Raw genomic sequence first — 23,972 nt, forward strand, 5'->3', positions numbered from 1 at the left:
CCGCGCGCGGCCTGCAGAGCCAGGGTGGGTGGCGTGGTCAAAGCGTTGCGCTCAGGACGAGGCTCACCGTCAGGATGCCGGTGACGCCCCTGGTAAAGCCGCGCGGCAGCAGGCTAGAGGGTGTGTCGGCCTCTTGCGCGCCGAGGCCGGTCACGCAGCAACTCAGCGCCACGACCAGCCCGATCAGCAACAGCTTGGCCGGGAAGATCATCATGTCGCCCACGGTCATGGCACGCAGCACATTGTCTAGAAAGCCGAAGACCGAGGTATTGACCACGCCGGCGAAGCTGCCGGTCACGAAGCCGCTGATCAACGCCACCAGCACGAACATCACTCCCAGCGTGAACGACCCCAGGGCGAACGCCACGGCGCGCGGCAGCACCATGTAATCGAAGATGTCCACTCCCTCGGCGCGCAGTATCGCGATCTCGCCGTCGGCTGTCAGCATGCCGAGTTCGGCGATCGCCGCGGTGCCGGCGCGGCCCAGCAGGATGATGCCGACCAGCAGCGGGGTGATTTCGCGGAACAGCACGACCACCAGGATGCGGCCGATCTGTTCCTGTTGCCCGGCGGTGCGCAACCAATAGATCGCCTCGAACACCAGCCCCAGACCGACGATCAGCGCGGTGACGGCAATGGTGCCGAGGGAACCGCCGACGGTCTGGGTCAGCGTGGTCCGGAAGGTGGCGCGCAAGGTTCGTCGCCAGGTGGACGGCCATGCGATTTCACGCATCACGCCCCAGAACAGGGCGGCGAGCTGCAGCACGTACGACGATCGCTTGCGGGTCTCGGCGCCGACGACGGAGAGCACGCTCATGCGCGGCCAGCCAGCACGAAGCTGCGCGCTTCACCGATACCGGGGCGATAGAACAAGCCGCGCGGGCGGAACAGAAAGCCCTGACGCAGCAGAAGGTAGGCCCGCTCGCTGGCCTGGATGGCTTCAGCTGGAGCCGAGGCGGCCAGCGCGTCGGCGCCTTGCACCGCCTCGCCCCAAAGATTGAACAGGCTGGGCGTGTCTCCCAGGGTGGCGCCGATAACGGAGCCGACATCGAGTCCGAGGCCGAACGCGGTCAGTCCATCATCGGAATCGAACAGATCGGCGCAGCGTTCGCGCAGGGCGATGGCGACGTCGGCCATCCTCGATGCGGCCTCGGCCAGTCCGGACGGCGACTGGGTAGCAAAACCGGCGGCGGCGACGATCCTTGTGCCCAGCATCTTGACGTAGGGGATTTTATGGGCGGCGGCGATGGTCTGCGCCGCGCAGGCGATCTGGTGTGCCAGCGCGGCAGCGGCGTCCGGCAGTGTCAGCACCAGGACCATCGCCTGGGGGTGGCTTTTGTCGGCGGCGCTATAGGCAGCGAGCGCGGGATCGAGGCCACGTTCGTCCGCCGCCGGTTCGGCTTCGGCCGCGGCGGAGGTCTGCTGGGGGGCGCCATTTTCCGGTCTTTCGCCAGGGGTCGCCAGGGCAACCAGCGTGGCGCAGGCGCGGGCGAAATCGCGGGCGGCGGGGTCGCGGCGTGGGTCTTCCAGTGTCACCAGGCCGATCGCGCGTCCTGCCTGGGTTACCGGCACGGCCAACAGGGCGGTACTGCCGAACGGGGCCATCAGGGAGCCATGCAGTGCCGCGGTGCGCCGATCTCGCCTGGCATCCGGTGCATCTATGGTTTCGTCTTCCGCCATTGCGTCGAACAGCGCCGGCATTTCCTGGCGGGACAGTTCCAGGCCGCCGACGTGGCCGCCGGTGGCGGGTTCGAAGCTGTCGTCGCAGCGCAGCGCCTGGCCCTGGCCGGAACACCGCCACACCGCGGCTCGTCTGGCTCCGGTGGCTTCAGCCAAGGTTTCGGTTAGCGCCTTGGGCGGAGTGCCGTCGGGGTCGAACATGCCGGCCTCGGCGGACAACCGGGCGAAGGCAGCGCTTTGTTGCTCGACCGCCGCGGATCGTTCGGCGACCACCCTGGCGGCCCTGTCGGCACGCAACCCCTGGCGGACCAGCAGCACCCCGAGTCCGGCGGCCAGTGCGACCACGACCAGCGACAACAGCGCGGCGCGACGGGTATTGGCGGTGACGAAGCCGCTGAACTCGGACTCCGGCACGGTGATGAACAACAGCCAGTCCTGACCGTTGTTGGCGAGCGGGGTGACGATGGAGATCAGCCGCCGGCCGTTGACATCGATGACCCGGTTGCCTGCGCCCTGGGCGCGGAAATGATCCCAACTGGCAACCAGGTCGGGATCACCAACCTGCCCGATCCGGGCGGGTGCCAGTTTGCCGTCGACGGTTTGCAGGATGCGCTTCGGATCAGGCCCGGCGATCATCTCGCCGTCGCGGGTGGCGATGTAGGCCCGACCGGTCTGTCCGATCGAAAGCGCGCCGAGGAAGCGGGAGATGGCGTCGAGCCGGATATCGACGCCGACCACGTCGGGATTGGGGCCGGGACCGTGCACCGCGGCGGTGACGCCGGGCGCGCGTTCCGAGAAAAAGATATAAACCCCGCTCCAGAACACATCCGCGGCAGCGCGTGCGCCGGTGAACCAGGACCGGGTCCTGGCATCGTAATCGTCCTTTGGATCGTCGCGGCGGGCGGTGACGGCGCCGGAGCCATCGCGGGTGACCCATTCGACGGTTCTGCCGGAGGCCGAGACCAGGATGCGCTTGGTATCGGTGGCGCCGGGCTGGCCGTTGGCGGCGCGTGTTACCAGCATGAAATTTCCGGCGCCGTCGGCGAACAGGACATTGGCGATCTGTGGCGTCTCGGCCAGCACCGAGCTGGCGAAGGCGTATGCCTCTTTGTCATGCTGCGTCGCGCCGCCGCGCCCGAGCATGGTGTGGGCGAGCAGCGTGGCGTGCGCGGCGGGTTCGAGGTACGCCGCAATCTGTAGCGAGATCCGCTCCTGCGTGCTGCGCAGCAGTGTGCTGGACAGGCCAAGCACGCCGGCGCGGTTGGCGCTGTCGGCATAGACCGCGATGCCGAGCAGGAAGCCGATGATCAGGCCGACGCCGCATAGCGGCAGGCCGATGCGCAGCAAAGTGTTTCGCCGGCGCGACCGCTCGGCCAGTGGATCGACATCGACATCGACGATATCAGCGCGACCGGACAGATGAACCTCAGTTCAAGTATTTGTTATCGCACGGCGTAATGCAAAGCGGGACGGCGCCCGTCGTCGGCGCACACAAAGATGAAAGCAGGCGCGAACGTCAAGCAGCAAAACGGCGAGCGTCTGACGTTTGGCGGAATGTCCCACGGTTTATTATTACTTAATAATAACATAATTGCTTCGGCGCCCTGCTCGTGGCGCGGCATGCACGAACCCCGTCTTGCTTGCCCGCCGACGCGCCTGCCGGTACGCTTACGGCATCGGAGGAGAAAGCCATGCCCGCGAACCTGGTCATCCGCAACGGCACGGTTGTCGATGGGTCCGGAAGCGATCCGCTGCAAGCTGATGTCGCGGTCACCGACGGACGGATCAGCGCGATCGGCAAGTCGCTTCCCCGGGGTGAGCAGGAAATCGATGCTCGGGACCGGTTGGTCACGCCGGGCTTTGTCGATGTGCATACTCATTATGATGCCCAGGTGACCTGGAGTTCGCAGCTTTCTCCATCGTCATGGAATGGGGTGACCACCGTCCTGCTCGGCAATTGCGGCGTCGGCTTCGCACCTTGCCATCCGGGTCAGCGCGACATGCTGGTCAAGCTGATGGAAGGCGTCGAGGACATTCCCGAGGTCGTGCTGATCGAGGGGCTGCCTTGGACTTGGAACACCTTCCCAGAGTTTCTCGATGTACTGGACCGGCGGAGATATGACGCGGACATTGCCACGCAGGTACCGCATGCGGCGCTGCGGGTCTACGTGATGGGTCAGCGCGGAGCTGACCGGGAACCGGCCACCGAACAAGACCGCGGCCGGATGGCCGAACTCGCCGAACAAGGCCTGCGTGCCGGGGCGCTTGGGTTCTCCACCTCGCGCACGCTCAATCACCGAACGCTCGATGGCAAGCACATACCCACGCTGCGCGCCGAGCAAGCGGAACTGACGGCGATTGCCCATGCCATGCGCCGGGCCGACGCGGGCTGGCTGCAGATCGTTTCGGACTTCGAAGATCAGGACAAGGAGTTCGGCCTGTTCCGTCGGCTGGCGGAGGAGTCCGGGCGCCCGGTCACCTTGACGTTGCTGCAGTCGGACGCGAGGCCCGAGGGATGGCGCGCGTTGTTGGATCAGATCGAAGCAGCGAACGCGGACGGGCTGCGCATCACCGGTCAAGTGCGGTCGCGGCCGACCAGCGTGCTGCTGGGCTTCGAGTTATCTCAGAATCCGTTCATCAACAGGCCCTCGTATCAGAACATCGCCAAACTCAGTTTTCCCGAACGAATGCAGCGGCTGCGGGAGCCGGCTTTTCGGGCGGCGCTACTGGCGGAACGCGCGCCGATCGGACGGCGCGGTGGCTGGAACACGATGTTTCCCCTGGGCGACCCGCCTGACTACGAACCGCCGCCCGAGAACAGTGTAGCTGCCCTCGCGGCGCGCGAGGGTCGGTCGCCGGACGAGGTTGCCTACGACCTGCTGATGCAGCGCGATGGGAAGGCAATACTTTATCTGCCGGTGACCAACTACGCCGCGGGCAACCTGGATGTGGTGCGGGCGATGATCGCGCACCCGGACACGCTGCTGGGGCTGGGTGATGGCGGCGCGCATGTGGGCATCATGTGCGACGCCACCGCGACCAGCTATACGCTGACGCACTGGACCCGCGAACGCGGCCGCGGCGAGTTGTTTCCGGTGGCCTGGGCGGTGAAACGGCTCACTCGCGACAACGCGGCGGCAATCGGTCTGAACGATCGTGGCTTGCTGCGCGTGGGCATGAAGGCGGATTTCAACGTGATCGACTACGACCGCCTGGTGCTGCGCAGTCCTGAAGTTGTTTACGACCTGCCTGCCGGCGGCAAGCGTCTGGTGCAACGAACTGATGGTTTCGACGCGACGGTGGTGTCTGGAGAGGTAGTCTACCAGGCCGGTGAGCCGACCGGCGCGCTGCCCGGGCGCCTGGTGCGCGGGCCTCGGGCTGCCTGAACGGGCGCCGCGCCAGGGATCCGGAGTTCTTTGACGACACCCGCGATTGTCGATAGTACTGCTATTCCGGCCGGCGAATTCAGCCTCGATCCTTAAGCTGCCGCAGGTGTTTTCCAGGCGGCACAACCTCTGGCTGAAACGGCCTGGCTGGCAAATAATGCAATGGAGCAGAACATGTCCGAGGCGATTCATATTCACCCAGTTGTGGATTCAGGGCTCAAGCCAAGCGCCGCCGGTTTCAGTGGGGGAACGTTGATCTGCAAATGCAAGCAGGATCAGGTGAAGATCCGAATCGAGGGCTCGATCGCGTATAACCATGTCTGCGGATGCACCAAGTGCTGGAAGCCGGCCGGCGCGGATTTCTCCCTCGTGGCGGCGGTTCCGCGCGACAAGCTTCGGGTCACCCAGAACGAGAGCAAGCTTGAGGTTGTCGATGCCTCGGCGGCTATTCAACGGCATGCCTGCAGGGGTTGCGGCGTCCATATGTATGGCCGGGTCGAGAACAAGAACAATCCGTTCTATGGCTTTGACTTCATCCACCCGGAATTGTTCCAGGAATCGGGCTGGCCGCCGCCGGAATTCGCCGCCTTCGTATCGTCGGTGATCGAGGGCGGTGTGGCGCCTGAAAGAATGGCCGGCGTTCGCGGTCGGCTGAAGGACGTTGGGCTAGAGCCGTATGACTGTTTGTCGCCGCCGCTGATGGACGCCATCGCGACGCACGCCGCCAAGATGGCTGGGCTGCAGCCTCACTGACGAGGGCAGTCGGGCGGCCGCTGTCCGGCGGCCGCCCGGCCGCGCCTAATAGGTGACGACGGTGCGGATGCTTTCGCCACGTCGCATCAAGTCGAAGCCGTCATTTATCTTGTCGAACGGAAGTACATGAGTGATCAGATCGTCGATATTGATCTTCCCATCCATGTACCAGTCGACAATCCGAGGCACGTCGGTGCGACCGCGCGCGCCGCCGAACGCGGTGCCCATCCACACGCGTCCGGTAACGAGCTGGAATGGACGGGTGGCGATTTCCTGCCCGCTCGCCGCGACGCCGATGATGATCGACTTTCCCCAACCGCGATGAGCGCATTCCAACGCCTGTCGCATCACCTTGGTGTTGCCGATGCATTCGAAGGTGTAATCGGCGCCACCCTTGGTCAGATCCACCAGATACGGCACCAGATCGCCTTGCACCTCGCTGGGATTGACGAAATGGGTCATGCCGAACTTCTCGGCCATTTCCCGCCGCCGCGGATTGAGGTCGACCCCGACGATCATTTCGGCACCGGCCAGTCTCGCACCCTGCAGCACATTGAGACCAATGCCGCCGAGCCCGAACACCACGACACGCGCGCCCGGTTCCAACTTGGCGGTGTTGATGACTGCCCCAATCCCGGTGGTGACACCACAGCCAATGTAGCAAACCTTCTCGAACGGAGCGTCGTCGCGGATCTTCGCCAGGGCGATCTCAGGCAAGACCGTGAAGTTGGAGAAGGTGGAGGTGCCCATGTAATGCATGATCGGCGCGCCGCCGGCGGAAAACCGGCTGGTGCCATCCGGCATCAGCCCCTTGCCCTGCGTGGTTCGGATTGCGACGCAGAGGTTGGTCTTGCGCGACAGGCAGTATTCGCATTGCCGGCATTCCGGCGTGTAAAGCGGAATGACATGGTCACCCTTTTTCAGCAACGTCACGCCGGGGCCGACCTCGACCACGATGCCGGCGCCCTCATGGCCCAGGATGGCCGGAAAGATCCCCTCGGGATCGGCTCCGGACAGCGTGAATTCATCGGTGTGACAGATGCCGGTGGCCTTTATCTCGACCAGAACCTCCCCGTCGCGGGGGCCTTCAAGGTCCACGGTTTCCAGGCTGAGGGCGTGGCCGGCTTGGCGTGCCACGGCAGCGCGCGTTTGCATGAGTAGGTCTCCCGTTTGCCCAACGCCGGATCGCCGGCGGGCGGTTACTTCTTGGTCGTGCCATCTTCATTAACTGTTGCAAATAGGCGAATGACATCCACCGACCGCGATGGCGAAAAGCTTTGCGCGCAGCTTGGGGCAAGCCAGCGGTTCAGTATACGCCGGTGCGTTGTCAACCACCGATCAGATCTTCCCGCCTTCCTGGTCCGGCCACGCACACCGCCAGCGCCTGATCTGATAGGCCGGATGCTCGCCAGCCCATTGCGCCAGATACGGCTGCGCCTGCGTCATGCAGCTTTGCAGCGAACCCGAAGTTTGAAACAAGACATGGTATTCGTGGCAAGCGCTCGGATTTGCCAGCGTGCATGCGAGCACGATGAGGTCGACCAGATTCATTGACGTTCTCGCCAAGGCGTCATGGTTTCATCCATTCGGACGGATGCAGCCGGTTGCGTAACAAGTAGGCCAGGCCGCGCGACCATGTTTCGTCCGTATTGCCGCGGATGTCCACGCTGCCTGCCTCGATCACTTGCCCGGTGGACACGTCGCGCGCCACCAGATTGATATTGAGGATCAGGTTCGACACCTTTTGCACCCAGCCGGTCACCGAAATCCTTGCTCCGACCTTGCGCGCCAGATCGACGTCGCAGCCATTGCAGGTGCGCATGTCCATGGCTTGAGCCTGCGTCGCCACGGGCCCGAGATCGGCGACCGAGCAGCAATGCGATCGGACCAGCATGTCCCGCAGTTCGCCGTCCAGCGCGACCAGGCGTTTGCTGTCGTCGGCCTGAGGACCCTGCGGGCTGGTATCATCGAAGCCGAAATCAAACACCGCAGTGGGCGAAGGCTGCTTCGCCAAGGTTCCTTGTGCGGTGCAGCACGCGAGGATGAACAAAGCACATGGCAGATTCTTCATCACGAAACCCCTGATCGAAGGCACTGTTTGGCGGCGGTCATGTTGATGCGGCCAGAAGGGTTCCGCATACTGCCTGAATGGAACGTTCAAAATCGTCACCGGGCAACAATCTGGGTCGACGTGCGCTGATCACGACCGCGGCCGGGACGACGCTGGCTGCAATGGCCCCCGAGTCTCCCGCCGGCGGCGCATCCGTCGAGGTGGGTTACATCCGCTGGACCGAACGGCGGCCAACGATCTCGTTGCTCGACAAGCCGGCAGAAGATGATGGCCTGGCCGGTGCTCGGCTTGCCACGAGCGACAACAATACCACCGGCCACTTCATCAATCAGCAATTTGCCTTGAGCGATGCACCGATCAGCGTCGGCGATGATCCGACCGAGGCCGTTGGCAAGGTGGCGGCATCCGGAATTGTCCTTGCTTTGATCGATGTTCCGGCGCAGCAACTACTGGCTATGGCGACGCCCGCGTCTGCCAAAGGCGTCACGCTGTTCAACGTGGCCGCGCCGGATGATGCGCTGCGGCAGGACTCCTGTCGCAGCAACGTGATCCATGTCGCGCCGTCACGCGCCATGCTGGCCGATGCGCTGGCGCAATATCTGGTCTGGAAGAAGTGGGCCCGCTGGGTATTGGCCTACGGCTCACACCCCGAAGACGGTTTGCTGGCGGATGCCTACCGACGTTCGGCGAAACGATTCGGCGCACGCATCGTGAAAGAACTGCCGTTCAAGGACACCGGCGGCGCGCGGCAAACCGATTCCGGAGTGGTGCAGACGCAACAGCAGATGCCGGTCTTCACCCAAGGGCTGCCCGACTATGACGTGCTGGTGACCGCGGATGAGAACGAGGTGTTTGCCGGCTACCTGCCGTTCCGCACCTGGGACGCTCGCCCTGTCGTCGGATCCGCCGGATTGCGCCCGGTTTCCTGGAGTCCAAGCAGCGAGTCCTGGGGCGGTGCCCAGCTTCAGGATCGTTTCATGCGGGCGATGCATCGGCGGATGACACCGCTCGACATGCAGGCCTGGACCGCGTGCCGAATGGTCGGTGAAGCCGCCAGCCGCAGCGGGTCCACCGATCCGGCGAAGATCATGCAGTACATGAGAAGCCCTGACTTCGGTATCGCCGCCTATAAAGGCCAGGAGCTCACGCTGCGCGACTGGGACCTGCAGTTGCGCCAGCCGATCCTGCTGGATGATGGGCGATCGGTGGTGTCGGTATCGCCGCAACCCGGCTTCCTGCATCAGGTAACCGAGCTGGATACGTTGGGCTTCGACCGTCCGGAAACCAGGTGCAAGCTGTGATCGCCGCCCGGCTTTCGCTGATCGTGCTGGCGCTTCTGCCGCTGGGTGCAATGCCGGCCAAGGCGTATCTTGCCTACGTAACGAATGAGCGCGACGACAGCATGAGCGTGATCGATCTCGATCAGATGAAGACGGTGAAGACCGTCCCGGTGGGGCAGCGTCCACGCGGCATCACGATGACCAAGGACGGCGGCGAAATCCTGATCTGTGCCAGCGATGATAATACCGTTCAGATCATCGATCCGAAGAGCCTGCGCGTAGTCGGCGAGCTGCCTTCGGGCCCGGATCCGGAAACCTTCGCGCTGCACGTCTCGGGTAATCCGCTCTACGTTTCGAACGAGGACGACAATCTGGTCACCGTCATCGATGTGCCGGCGCGCAAGATGCTTGCCCAGATTCCCACCGGGGTCGAACCGGAAGGCATCGCCGTCAGCCCCGACGGCAAGACGATTGTCAATACGTCCGAAACGACGAACATGGCGCACTTCTTCGACTTTGCCACGCGCAAGATGGTGGCCAGCGTGCTGGTCGGCGCCCGTCCGCGCATCGCCCAATTCAAGCACGACGGGTCGGAGGTTTGGGTGTCCTCGGAACAGGGCGGCATGGTCAGTGTGATCGATCCGCAAAAGCATGTCGTCACACGCACCATCAAGTTCAGCGTTCAGGGACTGCGGGCGGAGGGGATCCAGCCGGTGGGCATCCGTTTTACGCCGGACGATGCCACTGCCTTCGTAGCACTCGGCCCGGCGAACCGCATCGCGGTGGTCGATACCAAGACCTACAAGGTGAAGCAATACTTGCTGGTGGGACAGCGAGTCTGGCAGATGGCATTCACTCCGGACGGCAAATACCTGCTGAGCACCAACGGGTTGTCCAACGATGTCTCGGTCATCGACGTCGCGGCGTTGCGTGTCGTGAAGTCGATCCCGGTCGGCCGGCTGCCGTGGGGTGTCGTCGTGGCGCCGAAATGACCACTCCGGAAGGCACGGCGTGATCCGTCCGGCAATCGTCGCGGCGGTGTTGCTTGCTCCGATGCCTTGCCTTGCCCAGCCTCCGGGTGCGCGTGATCCTGATTGGCCCTGTCAGCAGATCAAGGTGCCGGAACTGTCGATCGCGGCGGTGTGGTCCGGCCCGACTATCGATGCGGGCGACGCAGCCTGGAAAAACGATCCCGCTATAGCCGACCTTGTGGAAAAGCTGGCCCCGCGACGCGAACCGGTCGAGCATGCGCAGGCCATGGTGCATGAATTCGCGCAGCACGCCGGCGACCGCAAGCAGCCTCGGCTGCTTCTGGTGCTGGCGGGATTGTTCGATGTTCTGGGCCAGGAACGGGACAGCGTGATGGCCGGTCTGGACCGATTCGGTGCGCGGCAGAAAGTGCTGGCGGCGGAAATCCGCGCCGACAACGAGAAGTTGCGGGCGCTACAGACCGCCTCTACATCAGACCCAAACGCGGTGCAGCAGATGACGCAGCAGGTGACCTGGGAGGCGGAGGTGTTTCAGGATCGTCGTCAGGCGTTGACCTACGCCTGCGATGTGCCCGGCAAGATCGAGCAAAGGCTATTCACGCTTGCGCACCAGATCCAGCAGGAGCTTGGCTGATCATTCGCTGGCCGAGGGACGCGGCAGCGGCTGCCGAGCCTCGGAAGGAAAGCCATGCGCTGTCCAGCCATCCGTGCCGTCCCGGTACCAGACGACATGTGTATAGCCAAGTGTCATCGCCCGCTTCGCCGCGTTCCACGACATCCAGCAATTCTTCAGGCAATAGAACACCAACGCGCGGCCCGGGTCGCCGGCTGATGCTTGCGCCAGACCTCGCCTGAAATAGGTCTCCATGACCGGTGCAAGGGCGCCGTAACCGGTATCCGGCAGCCAGATGCTGCCGGGGATATCGGAGCGTGGTTTCGGATGCCAGATCGTGGACGCAGGCAGCCCCTGGGGCCGCGGTGGCCGCGCCAGCACGTCGATGAACGCTGCCCGCCGATCGGACCACAAGGCGTGAGCCTGTTCGGTGTTCACGACCGTGGCGCCTGTCAACCCCGCCGGCGTCGGTGCTCGGTATTGCTCCATCCGATAGCCCGGTGGTTCGGGGGACACCGCGGCGCCCCCGAGCAGCACGGCCATGAAAGCGGCGATAATCGCAAGCCTTGGTGTCATTGCGGCTTGGGTTTGCCTTGCTCATCCAGCATCGGGACGCCGTATTCCGCCAGGATCTTGTCGATCTCCGGTTGGTTCTGCGCGATCAGCCGGTTGAGCCGGCGCTTCCAATCCTGATCGGTGCGCCGCACGCCCATGGCGATGCGGAAATCCATGTGGGGTCCGTCCTTCAGCAGCGGCATGACGGTCAGATGAGGCGTTGTGTGCTGAGCGTAGTAGCCAGCCATCGGACCCCACAACACGCCCGCATCGATCCGCCCCGCGGCGATGTCGTCGGTCATCATCTGAGGCGACGACGTCGAGCGCGTATCGACCGTCAGCGGATACGGTCTGGCCGCGGCCATCAGCCCGTCTTCGGCCAGGATAGTGGCCGGCGGCGTGCCGGCGACGATGCCGATATGCTTATCCTTCAAGCGCGGATCACCCAGGCTATCGACCCCGTTCAACCCGCTGTCCGGCTTGAAAACCAGAGCGTAGGTGGTGCGGTAATACGGATTGGTGGTCTGCACGAGGGGATCGCCGACCGCCGTGCCCATGATCACGTCGCAGCGCAGCGCATTCAACGTATTGCGGACAAATCCGATCACCTGAGGGAAGTAAGTATAGCTGGTGGGCTCGTTCAACTTGCGGGCGAAAAGTTCCGCCAGCTTGTTCTCGAATCCCTCTCCTCGCTGGTCAGAGAACGGCAGGTTGTGGGGATCGGCGCACACCCGGAACACCTTGGGATCGACCAATTCCACCGATCCTCCGAGGCCCGGCGCCTGAGCAGCGGCGCGATGGCCGGCTAGGAGGGCGAACAGCGCAAAGGCGCAGGACAGATCGCGGGAACATCTTAGCCCATGCATGCATCTTCGGCCTTTTCGAACCCGGGGGGTTTTGGCGCATGCTTGTTCGGCCGTCCGCGACCTACCGCGCCGGTGCTGCGCCCGCGCAGATAGCTATATATTTCGTCTACGAAACACATGACATTCTTGTTCTGGGCTTCCGCCGGCATCACCAGGTCCTGCGAGGCCGACACGGCTTTCTTGCCGCCCGCAACCGTCGCAAAGTATTCGGCGTAGTTGAGGTGCTTCATCGAATCCGTCAGCGCGGGCGCGTAGGTCGATCCCAAGCCATCCGGTCCATGGCAGCGCAGGCACTCGGCGGAGTAACGGGTAAATCCGATATAGGTGTACCAGTCAACGGAGCCATCCGGCTCCACCTTGAACGTTGGGTTGCCGTTCTTGTCGGTCCATTTGCCATTGTCGGATTTGACCGCTGTCGGATCGATCGGGCTGTCGGCATGGACCAGGCTCGATGGTAGAGCCAACGCAGCGGCAACGACGGCGGCGACACGCAGGATACGGTGCACAGCAAATTCCCTGATCCGGAATGAAAATGCAAACCGGCGCCGAGGTTCAACGCCCCGGCGCCTGCAATCAAACCAGTCTGATTAGCTTGGCGGCAGAGCGAACACCGTCAGCGCGCCGCCAAGCGAGGTGTAATCGTTCAGCGCGGCATAGCCTCCGACCGCGCCCAAACCGGCGTGCGGATCGGTCAGTCCGGCGGCGAGGCCTATTCCTGCCCAGCCACCAACGCCCGACAGCACCGCGACGTACTGCCTGCCGGCATGTTCATAGGTCATGACGTTGCCAATGATGCCGGACGGGGTCTTGAACTTGTAGAGTTGCTTGCCCGTCTTGGCGTCGACCGCTTTCAGGTAGCCTTCCAGCGTGCCGTAAAACACCACGTCGCCCTTGGTGGCCAGAGCGCCGGACCAGACGGAGAATTGTTCCGGATCCGACCATACAATCTTGCCGGCCTTGGCGTCCCAGGCGATGAAGTTGCCCATGTTGTTGCCGCCCGGTGCGGGATACATCGACAACGTCGCCCCGACATAGGGCTGCCCGGCAGTGTAGGACACCCGGAACGGCTCGTAGTCCATGCAGACATGGTTGGTCGGCACATAGAACAACCCGGTATCAGGGGAGAACGCCGCCGGCTGCTCATCCTTGGTGCCGAGCGCGGCCGGGCAGACGCCTTGGGTGTTGGTATCCTCGCCATTGTGCTGGGTGGAGTATTTGGCCACCACCTCCGGGCGACCGTAGGTCTCGCTCGACTTGTCCATATCCACCTTGGTGGCCCAGTTCACCGCCGGATCGTATTTCGCCGCCACCAGAAGTTCGCCGGTGGCGCGATCCAGCGTGTAGCCGAAGCCGTTGCGGTCGAAATGCACCAGCAGATGGCGCATCTTTCCGCCGATCTCTTCATCCGACAGGATCATTTCGTTGACCCCGTCGTAATCCCACTGGTCGTGCGGCGTCATTTGATACAGCCACTTCGCCTCCCCGGTATCGGGATCACGAGCGAAAATCGTCATCGAATACTTGTTGTCGCCGGGACGTTGCTTGGGGTTCCAGGTGGACGGATTGCCGGTCCCGTAATAGATCAGGTTAAGCTTCGGATCGTATGAGTACCAGCCCCAGGTTCCGCCACCGCCGATTTTCCACTGATCGCCCTGCCAGCTCTTGAGGCTGCTGTCCTCTCCGATCGGTTTGCCAAATTCGGTCGTCTTCTTCGGATCGACCAGGATTTCGTTGTCCGGGCCCTCGGAATAGGCCCGCCAGACCTGTTTGCCGTCGTTGACGGAGTAGGCCGCGAGCCACCCCCGAACGCCGAACTCGCCGCCCGAGACGCCGACGTAAACCTTGTCCTTGATCACCATCGGCGCTTCGGTGCCGGTGGCGCCCTTCGATGGGTCGTCGGTCTTCACCGACCACACCACCTTTCCGGTTTTTGCATCCAGTGCGACCAGCGTGGTGTCGGCCTGATGCAGGAAGATCTTGCCATCGCCGTAAGCAACGCCGCGGTTCACGGTATCGCAGCACATCACCGGAATGACATTCGGATCCTGCTTCGGCTCGTATTTCCACAAGATCTTGCCGTCATGATTGAGATCGAGCGCGAACACGGTGTTGGGGAACGGGGCGGCCAGATACATGACGTCGCCGACGACCAGCGGCCCACCCTCATGTCCGCGCAGAACACCGGTCGAGAACGTCCAGGCGACCTGCAGCTTGCCGACGTTGCCGGCATTGATCTGGGCCAGCTTGGAATAACGCTGATTGTCGTATGTATTGGTTGGCATGACGACGTTGGCAGGGTTTTGCTGCATTTTCAGAAGATCGTCGCCGCCGGCGGTTTGGGCGTGCGCACTCCCTACCAACAGCAAAGATGATACCACGGTGGCTGCCGCGACTTGCCTCGACAAGTTCGTTTTCATTTGTTTCCTCCTGCGGCGGCGCTTCGCGCGGACAATCTCTTGGCTGTCGCAAGAAACCTTTGCCGGGCACCGTGGACGCGCCGGGATTCCTTACCAAGGACTACGCGCGGTCAAGCACTCGCTTACCATATCTCCATGTTATCACAGACTGTTGAGTCGGATGCGGCGGGTCTTGGCACTCATGCATGCGTCCTGATCAGCTAAGGAACTTTCCATGATCGACCGCCGCGGGCGAGGCAATCGGCGCTGCCTATACTTCTGGCTCGCGGCGATCCTGGCGATCGGACCCGGCACCATCTGGGCGCAAACCCCAGCGCCGGCAGCGAAATTTTCGATCCGGCCGGTGGCGGAGGGCGATTGGGCCCATTTCGGGCAAGTAGCGCTTACCGATCGGTCGAACGCTGGTGATATCGCGAACATTGGCGTCATTGTCGGCAAGGATGCCGTCGCGGTGGTCGACACCGGCGGCAGCGTAGAAGTCGGCCAGGCGTTGCTGGCGGCAATCCGTGCGATCACAGACAAGCCAATCCGTTACGTTATCAATACACATGAGCATCCCGACCACATCTTCGGCAATGCCGCATTCGGCGACGGCGTGACGTTCGTCGGTCATCACAACCTGCCGGAAGAAATGCGGAAGCGCGGCGAGTTCTACCTGAAATCGTTCAATCAGGCGCTGGGATCGAAGGCGATCGCGCAAGTTCGTATCATCCCACCGACCTTGTTGGTCGCCGATGACCTGACCCTGGATCTGGGCGACAGGCGGCTGCGGCTGACCGCCTGGAGTCCCGCCGCGCACACCGACTGCGACCTGACTGTGCTGGACGAGACGACGGGCGTGCTGTTTGCCGGCGATCTGGTGTTCCTGCAGCACGTGCCGGTGGTCGATGGCAGCGTTCTGGGTTGGCTGTCGGTTCTGCCGCGGCTGGCGAAACTGCCTGCCAGGATCGTGGTTCCGGGCCATGGCCGACTCACCGCGGCGTGGCCGCAGGCGCTGGAAGACGAGCAGCGCTACCTGACGGTGCTCGCCGCCGATACGCGAAGGATGATCGCCGCCGGTGTGCCGTTGTCCCAGGCGATCGATCAGATCGGTCAATCGGAGCGGGGAAAATGGGCGCTGTTCGACGACTACAATCCGCGCAATGCCACCGCGGCGTTCAGCGAACTGGAGTGGGAGTAACGCGGTTTCGCATTGGCCGTCCGCGATAGGCATACCCCATGTCCGGTCCCGCCGCCGCCTGTTGAGCCAGGTCCTGGATCCGGCCGTGCAGCGGGGAAAGATCGCAGCTTGGATCGGTGGCCGCCGCATCGCCGGCGATCGCCAGCGCCTGGCAGCGGCAGCCGCCAAAGTCCACCTCGCGAAACTCGCACGATCGGCACGGCTGCTGCATCCAGTCGGTCCCGCGATACGCCTGGAACGCCGGCGAATGTGCCCAGATTTCCGCCAGGCCGCGGTCGCGCACAGACCAGAAAGTCAGGCCTGGAATCGTTTGTGCCGCATGGCATGGCAGCACAAGGCCGGATGGAGTGATGTTCAACGAGCGCCGGCCCCAGCCCCCCATGCAGGGCTTTGGTCGTCTCGCATGATAGTCGGGGATGACCGAATCGATCGCCAGCCTGCCGGCGAAGCGTGACTGAAGCTGATCCAGTTCCCGCATGGCCTGGTCGATCTGCGCGCGCGTCGGCATCAGCGCATCACGGTTGCGCAGTGCCCAGCCGTAGTATTGGGCGTGGGCGATCTCCACGCGTCCAGCCCCGAGCGAGGCGGCGAGTTCGACGAGGGGTGTAAGGTGGCCGATATTGGCTCGGTGGATGACGGCGTTGACGGTCAGCGCCATCCCAAGCTCTGACACGGCCTGGGCAAACGCCAGCTTGCGCGCATGTGCGCCAGCGTAGCCGGCGATATGGTCGGCGTTTGCCGGTTCGATATCCTGGATCGAGACCTGCACATGATCCAGCCCGGCCGCCTTCAGACGCTTCAATCTGTCCGCATCAAGTCCGATCGCCGAGGTGATCAGGTTGGTGTACAACCCGGCGTCACTCGCGGCGTGGGTGATCTCGGTCAGGTCGCGGCGGGATGCGGGTTCCCCGCCTGACAGATGCACCTGCAGAACCCCCATTGTCGCCGCCTGGTGGAACACATCCGCCCAGGCGGCGGTATCGAGTTCATCAGTCCGGTCTTCAAGCTGCAGCGGATTGGAGCAGTAGGGACAGGCCAGCGGGCAACGATGGGTCAATTCCGCCAGCAGACCAATTGGAGCCGGAGCTGTCATCCGACCAGTAGCCTTTTGCCTGCCAACTCGGCCAGCATATCGGTCACGTCATGGCCGATGACCGCGCGGTCCGCTGCGAACATCGCCGCGAGTTCGTCGATGATTTCGGTAACGGTACGGATGCCGTCGCAACGGCGCAGGATTTCGCTGGCCGGCCCTTCCGCCTCGATGATCTTTTCCGGGCACAGCAGGACCCACGCGTTGCGCGTCTTGTCGAAGTGCAGGCGGACGCCGGGTGCCAGTTTCGGACGTTCCGGAACGACGGTTTCATCCATCGGCGCCACGCGGCACGAAAGCCCCAGGCGAAACCAGACCCGGTGTGACATAGGCATAGTGCAGCGCATCCATCATGCACCACAGCACGTCGCATTTGAACATCAGCGTGTCCATCACCGCTTGCTGCTGTTCCGGCGTGCGAGCATGCTGTTTCACCCAGCCGAGCGCGAAGCTGGCATCGCGTTCGGCCTGCGGCGGCCGCTTGTCGAAATACGATAGGATCTCCGGCGTGACATAATCATAGTTTGCTAGCATGCCGCTCATGCGTTCGGTAATGATCTGCGGCGAGAACATTTCCGTCAGGCAGGAGGCGACGGCTTCCAGCAGACTGCGTTCGCGGACGTAGTGCACATAGGCCTGGACCGCGAACCGGGTTGCCGGCAGCAGCAGCCGGGTGGATGTGACATCGGCCCGGTCCAGACCCAGGCCGTCGGTCAACCGGAGCCAGCGCTCGATGCCGCCGGGACGGTCATCGTCCCCGTCGTGATCATCCAGCCGCTTGCGCCATTCGCGGCGCAGCGCCTGATCCTCGCAGCGCCCGATCAAGGAGGCGTCCTTCAGCGGGATCATCGCCTGATAGTAGTAACGATTCAGCGCCCAGGCCTGCACCTGTCCCTTGCTGCACTGTCCGGAGTGCAGCATGCGGTGAAACGGGTGGTGGATGTGGTAACGGCCGGCGCCGATCTCGCGCAGCCGAGCTTCGAGTTTGTCGGGCGTCAGACGATCGCTCACAGTCGCACCTCCATGCCATCGAACGCGACTTCGAATCCGGCGGCCTCGACTTGCCGGCGTTCAGCGGAGTCGCGCAGCAGGATCGGATTGGTGTTGTTGATATGCAGCAAGATGCGGCGCGCCGGCAGTTCGGCAAGGCGAACGAGCGCGCCATGCGGGCCGCTGATCGGCACGTGGCCCATGCGGGTGGCGGTCTTGCCGCCGAGGCCGGCGACGATCATCTCGTCGTCGGTGAAAAGCGTGCCGTCGAAAAACAGCACATCGGCGCCCCGCAATTGTTCAAGCACGGCAGGGGATATGTCTGCACAGGCAGTCGCCACAACGATGTTGCGTCCATCCGCCTGCACCAGGGCGGCATAGCTCGGGCCGGCCTCCGGTTCGGTTGCCCCCGCTCTCTCTTGATAGAGTGGCACCTTTCCAGGCATTGGCAGCAAGGTCAGGGTGAGATTTCCACCGCAGGATATCGGCTGCAGTGGAGCAATCTCCACGCGGCGCACCACTGCCGGATCGAGTACGTTGAACACGTCGTTTTCCGCGAGCACTTTCAACAGCGCCGCCGGTGCGAACAGGGTGAACGGCTGGCGTTCCCGCAGCACAAGCAATCCCGCTATCACATCGACGTCTCCTCCGGTCAGCACAACGCCGGAGATGGGTGAATCGCGACCCTCGGTCCTCGGCCATAACAGCGGAGTTTGTGACAACTGCTGGCGCAGGTCAGGGGACGCGCCGACAACCAGCCAGTCCTTGCCGTCGCCAGTGACCGCGACGCTGGCCTGTGTTGCCGGTTGAACCCTCGGATCCCCGTGGCGCACGAGACGACACAGACGGCACCCGCAGTTCCACTGCGGAAACCCGCCGCCTGCCGCTGAACCGAGCACCACGGCTAACGGTCCAGCCTGTCGCTCAATCATCCGTGATAACGCATGAGCCGCGTGCTACATCCGAGCGGCAAGGTATCCGTTGATTTCCATGCCGATGCAGACTTCACGCAGAACCGGACGTGTCCAGGCCATTTGTCGCCTCCTATCGTTTTCAATTCCAGCCATCGGTGGCGTAGTATCAGCACTGCGACACCATCTCGCGATATACACACTTCAGCCACCATCTAAAAGAGCCAGCGGGCAAATGTTCCGCGCAGCAGTCCGGGAGGCACCACAACATGCGAGCGCTGCGGCTTCTATCTCGGCGTTACGCGATGGCGGCAACACTGGCCACTGGAGCGTTTGGACGTCTCGCCCAAGCTCAGGGCGAAACTGGGGAAAATCCATGGCCGGCACTGGCCGGGCAGATCTTCAGCGACCGGCCGATCGAGGACGGCAGCGCGGTGCTGGCGGTCGATGCACCATATCGTGCGGAAGACGCGGCGGTGGTTCCGATCAGCATCCATAGCCTGCTGTCGGCCGACGATAAGCCGCAAATCCGCAGCGTGACGCTGGTTGTGGACCAGAATCCGGCGCCCGTGGCGGCGAAATTTTCGCTCGGCCAGGACAGTGGCGTCAAAAACCTTTCCACGCGTATCCGAGTGGATTCCTACACCAAGCTGCACGCGGTCGCCGAAATGACGGACGGCCGGTTTTTCGCGGCGGAGCGGTTCGTGAAGGCCGCCGGCGGCTGTTCGGCTCCCGCTGCCAAGCAGGAGGGTGACGCCATTCCACTTGGCACCATGCGCTTGCGGCAGTTCCCGCAAGCAACCGATGCCGCGAGCCGGCAGATCCAGTTCATGATAAGGCATCCCAACAACTCCGGAATGCAGATGGATCAATTGACGCGCTTGTACGTGCCGGCGCATTTCGTTTCGTCGATCAGCATCTGGCAGGGTGACGACCTTTTGCTTGGCATCGAAAGCGGGATCTCGATCTCCGAGAATCCGGAATTCAGATTTGAATACCGTCCGAACGGCGCGACGGAATTCCGGGCGGAGGCGCGGGACAACGAAGGCTCGGTATTCAAGCAGTCCTGGTCCGCCACGCGGGCTTGATCGCGGCGCGTTCGAGCTACTGTCCTGCCCAAGAAGTTCGCCGCATCATGCGGCGCACTTCTGGGATTAGCAGGCCCCCGAAACAAAGAGCTAGCGTCGCGAGACTGATGTCCGCCCGATATGGCGAACTTCAGACTCGGGACACTAGAAGCATCGCACCTCACCCTCCGCTTCAGCTTCCTGCAGATCCCGGACCATGTTGCTCGCCGTCGCGGCCCGGAACATCTCGCCAAGATAGCCGCCGGCGGTTCGGCGCATGCGCAGCACGGTCTCCGCCTGTTCGTATTTGTCGTACGGCAGGATCGAGGCGATGACGTCGATCGAGCACGAGCACTGCCGCAACGCCTGTTGCGTCTGTCCATTGCTTGCCATGCAGGCGAACACATACTCGGCGCGAGCGTCGGTTGGATAATCGTCTGCACTGCCTGCATCGGCCAACGTGCTTGTGGCACACAGTAGCAGCGACAGCATGAACACGAATCGGAGCAGCTTCATTCCGGTGGTCCTGGCTGGTGCCGGCACCATAACGCGTCTCGGCGCCCTGCACGCAAGCTGATTGACGCTCGCTGTTCCGCATGCTGACGTGTCGGTCGGCGCCAGTGTTCCCAGGCGCAACTGTCCGAACAGCCAGGGATTCAATAAGGCATGCTCGCGCCGGGCGTGACCAAGCTGCTGATCGCCAATCGAGGCGAGATCGCGATCCGTATCGCCCGCGCCGCGGCCGATATGGGTGTTGCCTCGGTCGCGGTCTATTCGGAGGACGATGCTCGCAGTCTGCACCTGCGAATTGCCGACGAAAACCGAGCTTTGCCGGGGCAGGGGGCGGCGGCCTATCTGAACGCCGAGGCGATCATTGCGGCAGCGACAGCGGCGGGTTGCGATGCCATTCATCCCGGCTACGGCTTCCTGGCCGAGCGAGCCGATTTCGCGCGCCAGTGTGCTAAAGCGGGCTTGGTCTTCGTCGGACCGGACGTAGCGCAACTCGAGCTGTTCGGCGACAAGGCCCGCGCCCGCGGCGCGGCGGTCGCCGCCTCTGTTCCGGTCATACGTGGCCTCGATCATGCGGTGACACTGGACGAGGCGCGCGGGTTCTTCGCCTCGCTCGGCGTAGGCGGTGCGATGATGATCAAGGCGGTTGCCGGCGGTGGCGGCCGCGGCACGCGCGCCGTGCTGGCGCCGGATGACGTCGAAGCGGCGTTCCGGCGTTGTCAGTCGGAGGCGGCTGCGGCATTCGGCCGGAACGATCTCTATGTGGAAGAATTAATCCCTCGGGCGCGCCACGTGGAGGTACAGATCCTGGGCGACCATAAGGGAAATATCGCGCATCTGGGCGATCGGGAGTGCAGCGTGCAGCGCCGCTTCCAGAAGGTCGTCGAAATCGCCCCGGCGCCGGGTCTGGACGATGATTTGCGGTGCCAGATCATCGACGCGGCGGTAAGGTTTGCAAAGAGCGTTGAATACAGCAACCTGGGAACGTTCGAGTTCCTGGTCGATCTGTCCGCCAAGCCGTGCGCACAACGGTTCGTCTTCATCGAGGCGAACGCCAGGCTTCAGGTCGAGCATACGGTGACCGAAGCGGTGACCGGCGTCGATCTGGTGCAAACCCAGATTCGGCTGGCCCAGGGCGCGAGCCTGACCGAGCTAGGTCTGGATCGCCAGGGCATCGCGACACCAAAGGGTTATGCGATCCAGGCTCGGGTCAACATGGAGACCATTGCGCCGGACGGTGCGGTGCGTCCGGCCGGCGGAACCTTGACCGCCTACGAGGTCCCCAGCGGCCCAGGCGTGCGAACCGACGGCTTCGGCTATGCCGGCTATCGCACCAGTGGCGCGTTCGACTCGCTGCTTGCCAAGGTGATCGTGCATTCGCCGTCGGCGGATTTCGCTGCCGCCGCCGCGCGCGCGACACGGGCGCTCAGCGAGTTCCGCGTGGAAGGCGTCGCCACCAACATCAGTTTTCTCCGAACGATCCTGGAGCATCCGGACTTCGCCGCCGGAACCACCCACACCCGCTGGGTGGATGAGCACATCGCTGCACTCGCGGCTGGTGACCAGAAACGCCAGCGCTTTGTCAAAGCACCCGCCGCCGATCAAGCTGGTTTCGCCGGCGCTCGGATCAAAAGCCGCGACCCGCTGGCGCTGTTCGCCCATGACGCCGAAGTCAAGGCCGAGCAGGTGACGGACGCGGTGGAACAGCCGGCTGAACTGACCGGGCCGGACGGTTCATCCGGTGTCGTCTCGCCGATCCAGGGCACCGTCGTAGCGGTCGACGTCGCGACCGGCGATGCCGTGCGCAAGGGCCAACGGGTCGCCGTCGTCGAGGCGATGAAGATGGAGCACGAAATCTCCGCTCCATTCAGTGGTATCGTCCGCGCTGTCAGCATGGCGGCGGGCGATGTGGTGCTGGAGGGGTTTCCAATCGTCTTTCTTGCAGCCGCCGAGGTCGAAGGCGGCGCGACAGTCGCCAACGTCGAACTGGATCCGGATCATATCCGCGCCGATCTGCGGGAAAACCTCGACCGCCATGCCCTGACGCTCGACCAGAACCGGCCAGACGCGGTGGCCCGACGGCGCAAGCTTGGCTATCGGATGGCGCGCGAAAATATCGCCCAGTTGGTCGATCCGGGGTCGTTCAAGGAATACTGGCCGTTGGTGGTTGCGCGTCAGCACCAGCGGAACTCGCCTGAAGCGCTGCGCAAGAACACCCCCGGCGACGGCGTGGTCGCCGGCACCTGCTCGATCAACGGAACGCTGTTCGATGATACGCGGTCGCGCGCCGCGGTGGTACATTATGACTATACCGTGCTGGCCGGCACCCAGGGGCATCGCAACCACTACAAGCAGGATCGGCTGTTCGAATTGGCACAGCGCTTCCGGCTGCCGCTGGTGCTGTTCGGCGAGGGCGGCGGTGGACGGCCGGGCGAGGATTACATCGGACCGCGCGTGGCGGTCGATACGCACACTTTCACGACGTTCTCGCAACTTAGCGCCCTGGTGCCGCTGGTCGCGGTGGTCAACGGGCGCACCTTCGCCGGCAATACCGCGCTGGTGGCATGCAGCGACGTGATCATCGCGACCGAGGGATCGACGCTGGGGATGGGCGGTCCGGCGATGATCGAGGGCGGTGGCCTCGGGATCTATACGCCGGAGCAGGTGGGACCGATGTCGGTTCAGGTGCCCAACGGGGTGGTCGATATCCTGGTCAAGGATGAGGCCGCCGCGGTTGAAACGGCAAAGAAATATCTTTCCTACTTTCAGGGGTCGATCGCATCGTGGCAGGCGCTGGACCAGCGGCGGCTGCGCCATGTGGTGCCGGAAAACCGACTGCGTCTTTACGACGTGCGCCGGATCATCGAAACCATAGCCGACGCCGGATCGGTGCTGGAAATCCGCGAGAAGTTCGGCATCGGCCTGATCACCGCGTTGATCCGCGTCGAGGGGCGGCCGCTCGGCGTGGTCGCCAACAATCCGTATCACCTGTCCGGCGCGATCGACTCGAACGGTGCCGACAAGGGCGCACGGTTCCTGCAACTATGCGATGCGTTCGACATTCCGGTGCTCAGCCTGATCGACTGTCCGGGCATCATGGTCGGGCCGGAGGTGGAACGTACCGCTCTGGTGCGTCACTGCACGCGGCTGTTCAACGTCGGCGCCAACATGACCGCACCGCTATTCAGCGTGGTGCTGCGCAAGGCCTATGGCCTGGGCGCCCAGGCGATGTGCGGCGCGGGCACGCTGGTCGGATTCTTCGCGGTGGCATGGCCGACCGCCGAATTCGCCGGGATGAATATCGAGGGCGCGGTGAAGCTCGGCTATCGCAAGGAACTCGCCGCGATCGAGGATCCCGATGCCCGGCGGGCCGAGTTCGAGCGGATGACCGGCATTGCCCATGACAGCGCGAAGGCGGTCAACGCGTCGGCCGGCGGCGGGATCGACGACGTCATCGATCCGGCCGATACCCGCGACTGGATTGCCAACAGCCAGCGGCGGTTGCCGCCGGTGCCGGTCAGAACCGGCAAGAAATATCCCTACATCGATCCCTGGTAAAACGTTCAGTCAAAGGCGTGGCGGCTGAGGACGCCCCGCCTCCGGCTGATGACAAC

At 63.6% G+C, this 23,972-nt stretch carries 23 protein-coding genes; 8 read left to right on the forward strand and 15 right to left on the reverse strand.

The window, feature by feature from the left end:
• Nucleotides 1-37: 37 nt before the first annotated feature.
• Both ACQY4T_RS09945 and ACQY4T_RS09950 read right to left on the reverse strand, forming a co-directional pair.
• Complete coding sequence (locus tag ACQY4T_RS09945; protein ID WP_428540935.1) at nt 38-817, reverse strand: MlaE family ABC transporter permease; 780 nt, start codon at nt 815-817, stop codon at nt 38-40.
• Nucleotides 814-3,027, reverse strand: a complete 2,214-nt coding sequence (locus tag ACQY4T_RS09950; RefSeq protein WP_428540938.1) for a GAF domain-containing protein — start codon at nt 3,025-3,027, stop codon at nt 814-816. The genes ACQY4T_RS09945 and ACQY4T_RS09950 overlap by 4 nt, the downstream gene beginning before the upstream one ends.
• A 344-nt stretch (nt 3,028-3,371) precedes the next feature.
• Between ACQY4T_RS09950 and ACQY4T_RS09955 the strand changes: the two genes are divergently transcribed.
• Nucleotides 3,372-5,066: an N-acyl-D-amino-acid deacylase family protein gene (locus ACQY4T_RS09955; protein ID WP_428540941.1), complete on the forward strand. Its 1,695-nt coding sequence runs from the start codon at nt 3,372-3,374 to the stop codon at nt 5,064-5,066.
• Nucleotides 5,067-5,240: 174 nt separating this feature from the next.
• Entirely contained in the window at nt 5,241-5,819 is a 579-nt protein-coding gene (gene gfa, locus ACQY4T_RS09960) for an S-(hydroxymethyl)glutathione synthase (protein WP_428540944.1), read from the forward strand.
• Between the two features lie 45 nt (nt 5,820-5,864).
• Here gfa and ACQY4T_RS09965 read toward each other — a convergent pair whose 3' ends face one another.
• The 3 genes from ACQY4T_RS09965 to ACQY4T_RS09975 all read right to left on the reverse strand — a co-directional run bounded on the left by ACQY4T_RS09965 (nt 5,865) and on the right by ACQY4T_RS09975 (nt 7,989).
• A complete protein-coding gene (locus ACQY4T_RS09965; RefSeq protein WP_428540947.1) occupies nt 5,865-6,974 on the reverse strand; it encodes an S-(hydroxymethyl)glutathione dehydrogenase/class III alcohol dehydrogenase in 1,110 nt (369 codons plus the stop codon).
• 183 nt (nt 6,975-7,157) lie between these two features.
• Nucleotides 7,158-7,370 (reverse strand): hypothetical protein, encoded by a 213-nt coding sequence (locus tag ACQY4T_RS09970; RefSeq protein WP_428540950.1) that lies wholly within the window; start codon nt 7,368-7,370, stop codon nt 7,158-7,160.
• Between the two features lie 19 nt (nt 7,371-7,389).
• Nucleotides 7,390-7,989, reverse strand: coding sequence for a DUF3280 domain-containing protein (locus ACQY4T_RS09975; protein WP_428540953.1), 600 nt, complete (start codon nt 7,987-7,989; stop codon nt 7,390-7,392).
• Between ACQY4T_RS09975 and ACQY4T_RS09980 the strand changes: the two genes are divergently transcribed.
• From ACQY4T_RS09980 to ACQY4T_RS09990, 3 genes are read left to right on the forward strand one after another with little or no spacing between them, the layout of a single operon-like run.
• The gene (locus ACQY4T_RS09980) at nt 7,968-9,191 is read left to right on the forward strand and encodes an ABC transporter substrate-binding protein (RefSeq protein WP_428540956.1); all 1,224 of its coding nucleotides are present in this window, start codon (nt 7,968-7,970) and stop codon (nt 9,189-9,191) included. The genes ACQY4T_RS09975 and ACQY4T_RS09980 overlap by 22 nt on opposite strands.
• On the forward strand, nt 9,179-10,162 hold the full coding sequence (locus ACQY4T_RS09985; RefSeq protein WP_428540959.1) for a YVTN family beta-propeller repeat protein: 984 nt from the start codon (nt 9,179-9,181) through the stop codon (nt 10,160-10,162). Before ACQY4T_RS09980 ends, ACQY4T_RS09985 begins: the two co-directional genes overlap by 13 nt.
• A 19-nt stretch (nt 10,163-10,181) precedes the next feature.
• Nucleotides 10,182-10,793 (forward strand): hypothetical protein, encoded by a 612-nt coding sequence (locus ACQY4T_RS09990; RefSeq protein ID WP_428540962.1) that lies wholly within the window; start codon nt 10,182-10,184, stop codon nt 10,791-10,793.
• On the opposite strand, the gene ACQY4T_RS09995 is transcribed toward ACQY4T_RS09990, so the two are convergent.
• The 4 genes from ACQY4T_RS09995 to xoxF5 all read right to left on the reverse strand — a co-directional run bounded on the left by ACQY4T_RS09995 (nt 10,794) and on the right by xoxF5 (nt 14,610).
• Nucleotides 10,794-11,348 carry a PQQ-dependent catabolism-associated CXXCW motif protein gene (locus tag ACQY4T_RS09995; protein WP_428540965.1) on the reverse strand — a complete coding sequence of 185 codons (555 nt, stop codon included), beginning with the start codon at nt 11,346-11,348 and terminating at the stop codon, nt 10,794-10,796.
• A complete protein-coding gene (locus ACQY4T_RS10000) occupies nt 11,345-12,088 on the reverse strand; it encodes a substrate-binding domain-containing protein (RefSeq protein WP_428540968.1) in 744 nt (247 codons plus the stop codon). Before ACQY4T_RS10000 ends, ACQY4T_RS09995 begins: the two co-directional genes overlap by 4 nt.
• Nucleotides 12,089-12,180: 92 nt before the next feature.
• A complete protein-coding gene (locus ACQY4T_RS10005; RefSeq protein WP_428540971.1) occupies nt 12,181-12,699 on the reverse strand; it encodes a c-type cytochrome, methanol metabolism-related in 519 nt (172 codons plus the stop codon).
• A gap of 81 nt (nt 12,700-12,780) precedes the next feature.
• Entirely contained in the window at nt 12,781-14,610 is a 1,830-nt protein-coding gene (gene xoxF5 / locus ACQY4T_RS10010; RefSeq protein ID WP_428540974.1) for a lanthanide-dependent methanol dehydrogenase XoxF5, read from the reverse strand.
• Nucleotides 14,611-14,824: 214 nt separating this feature from the next.
• Between xoxF5 and ACQY4T_RS10015 the strand changes: the two genes are divergently transcribed.
• Nucleotides 14,825-15,790 carry a quinoprotein relay system zinc metallohydrolase 2 gene (locus tag ACQY4T_RS10015; protein ID WP_428540977.1) on the forward strand — a complete coding sequence of 322 codons (966 nt, stop codon included), beginning with the start codon at nt 14,825-14,827 and terminating at the stop codon, nt 15,788-15,790.
• On the opposite strand, the gene pqqE is transcribed toward ACQY4T_RS10015, so the two are convergent.
• The 5 genes from pqqE to pqqA are packed head-to-tail and all read right to left on the reverse strand — an operon-like array spanning nt 15,768 to nt 18,937.
• Nucleotides 15,768-16,883: a pyrroloquinoline quinone biosynthesis protein PqqE gene (pqqE, locus tag ACQY4T_RS10020; protein WP_428540980.1), complete on the reverse strand. Its 1,116-nt coding sequence runs from the start codon at nt 16,881-16,883 to the stop codon at nt 15,768-15,770. The two genes, ACQY4T_RS10015 and pqqE, sit on opposite strands and share 23 nt — an antisense overlap.
• On the reverse strand, nt 16,880-17,158 hold the full coding sequence (gene pqqD / locus ACQY4T_RS10025; protein WP_428542789.1) for a pyrroloquinoline quinone biosynthesis peptide chaperone PqqD: 279 nt from the start codon (nt 17,156-17,158) through the stop codon (nt 16,880-16,882). The genes pqqE and pqqD overlap by 4 nt, the downstream gene beginning before the upstream one ends.
• Nucleotides 17,151-17,891, reverse strand: coding sequence for a pyrroloquinoline-quinone synthase PqqC (gene pqqC / locus ACQY4T_RS10030; RefSeq protein ID WP_428540983.1), 741 nt, complete (start codon nt 17,889-17,891; stop codon nt 17,151-17,153). Before pqqC ends, pqqD begins: the two co-directional genes overlap by 8 nt.
• Complete coding sequence (gene pqqB / locus ACQY4T_RS10035) at nt 17,888-18,802, reverse strand: pyrroloquinoline quinone biosynthesis protein PqqB (protein WP_428540986.1); 915 nt, start codon at nt 18,800-18,802, stop codon at nt 17,888-17,890. The genes pqqC and pqqB overlap by 4 nt, the downstream gene beginning before the upstream one ends.
• Nucleotides 18,803-18,826: 24 nt before the next feature.
• Nucleotides 18,827-18,937: a pyrroloquinoline quinone precursor peptide PqqA gene (gene pqqA / locus ACQY4T_RS10040; RefSeq protein ID WP_428540989.1), complete on the reverse strand. Its 111-nt coding sequence runs from the start codon at nt 18,935-18,937 to the stop codon at nt 18,827-18,829.
• Nucleotides 18,938-19,050: 113 nt separating this feature from the next.
• On the opposite strand from pqqA, the gene ACQY4T_RS10045 reads away from it, so the two are divergent.
• A complete protein-coding gene (locus ACQY4T_RS10045; protein WP_428540992.1) occupies nt 19,051-19,869 on the forward strand; it encodes a quinoprotein dehydrogenase-associated SoxYZ-like carrier in 819 nt (272 codons plus the stop codon).
• Nucleotides 19,870-20,013: 144 nt separating this feature from the next.
• On the opposite strand, the gene ACQY4T_RS10050 is transcribed toward ACQY4T_RS10045, so the two are convergent.
• A complete protein-coding gene (locus tag ACQY4T_RS10050) occupies nt 20,014-20,364 on the reverse strand; it encodes a hypothetical protein (RefSeq protein WP_428540994.1) in 351 nt (116 codons plus the stop codon).
• Nucleotides 20,365-20,514: 150 nt separating this feature from the next.
• Here ACQY4T_RS10050 and ACQY4T_RS10055 point away from each other — a divergent pair, with 150 nt between their 5' ends.
• Nucleotides 20,515-23,916 carry a carboxyl transferase domain-containing protein gene (locus ACQY4T_RS10055; protein WP_428540997.1) on the forward strand — a complete coding sequence of 1,134 codons (3,402 nt, stop codon included), beginning with the start codon at nt 20,515-20,517 and terminating at the stop codon, nt 23,914-23,916.
• Nucleotides 23,917-23,972: the final 56 nt, after the last annotated feature.

It is taken from the genome of Rhodopila sp. (genome assembly GCF_965277825.1).
Lineage (GTDB): Bacteria > Pseudomonadota > Alphaproteobacteria > Acetobacterales > Acetobacteraceae > Rhodopila.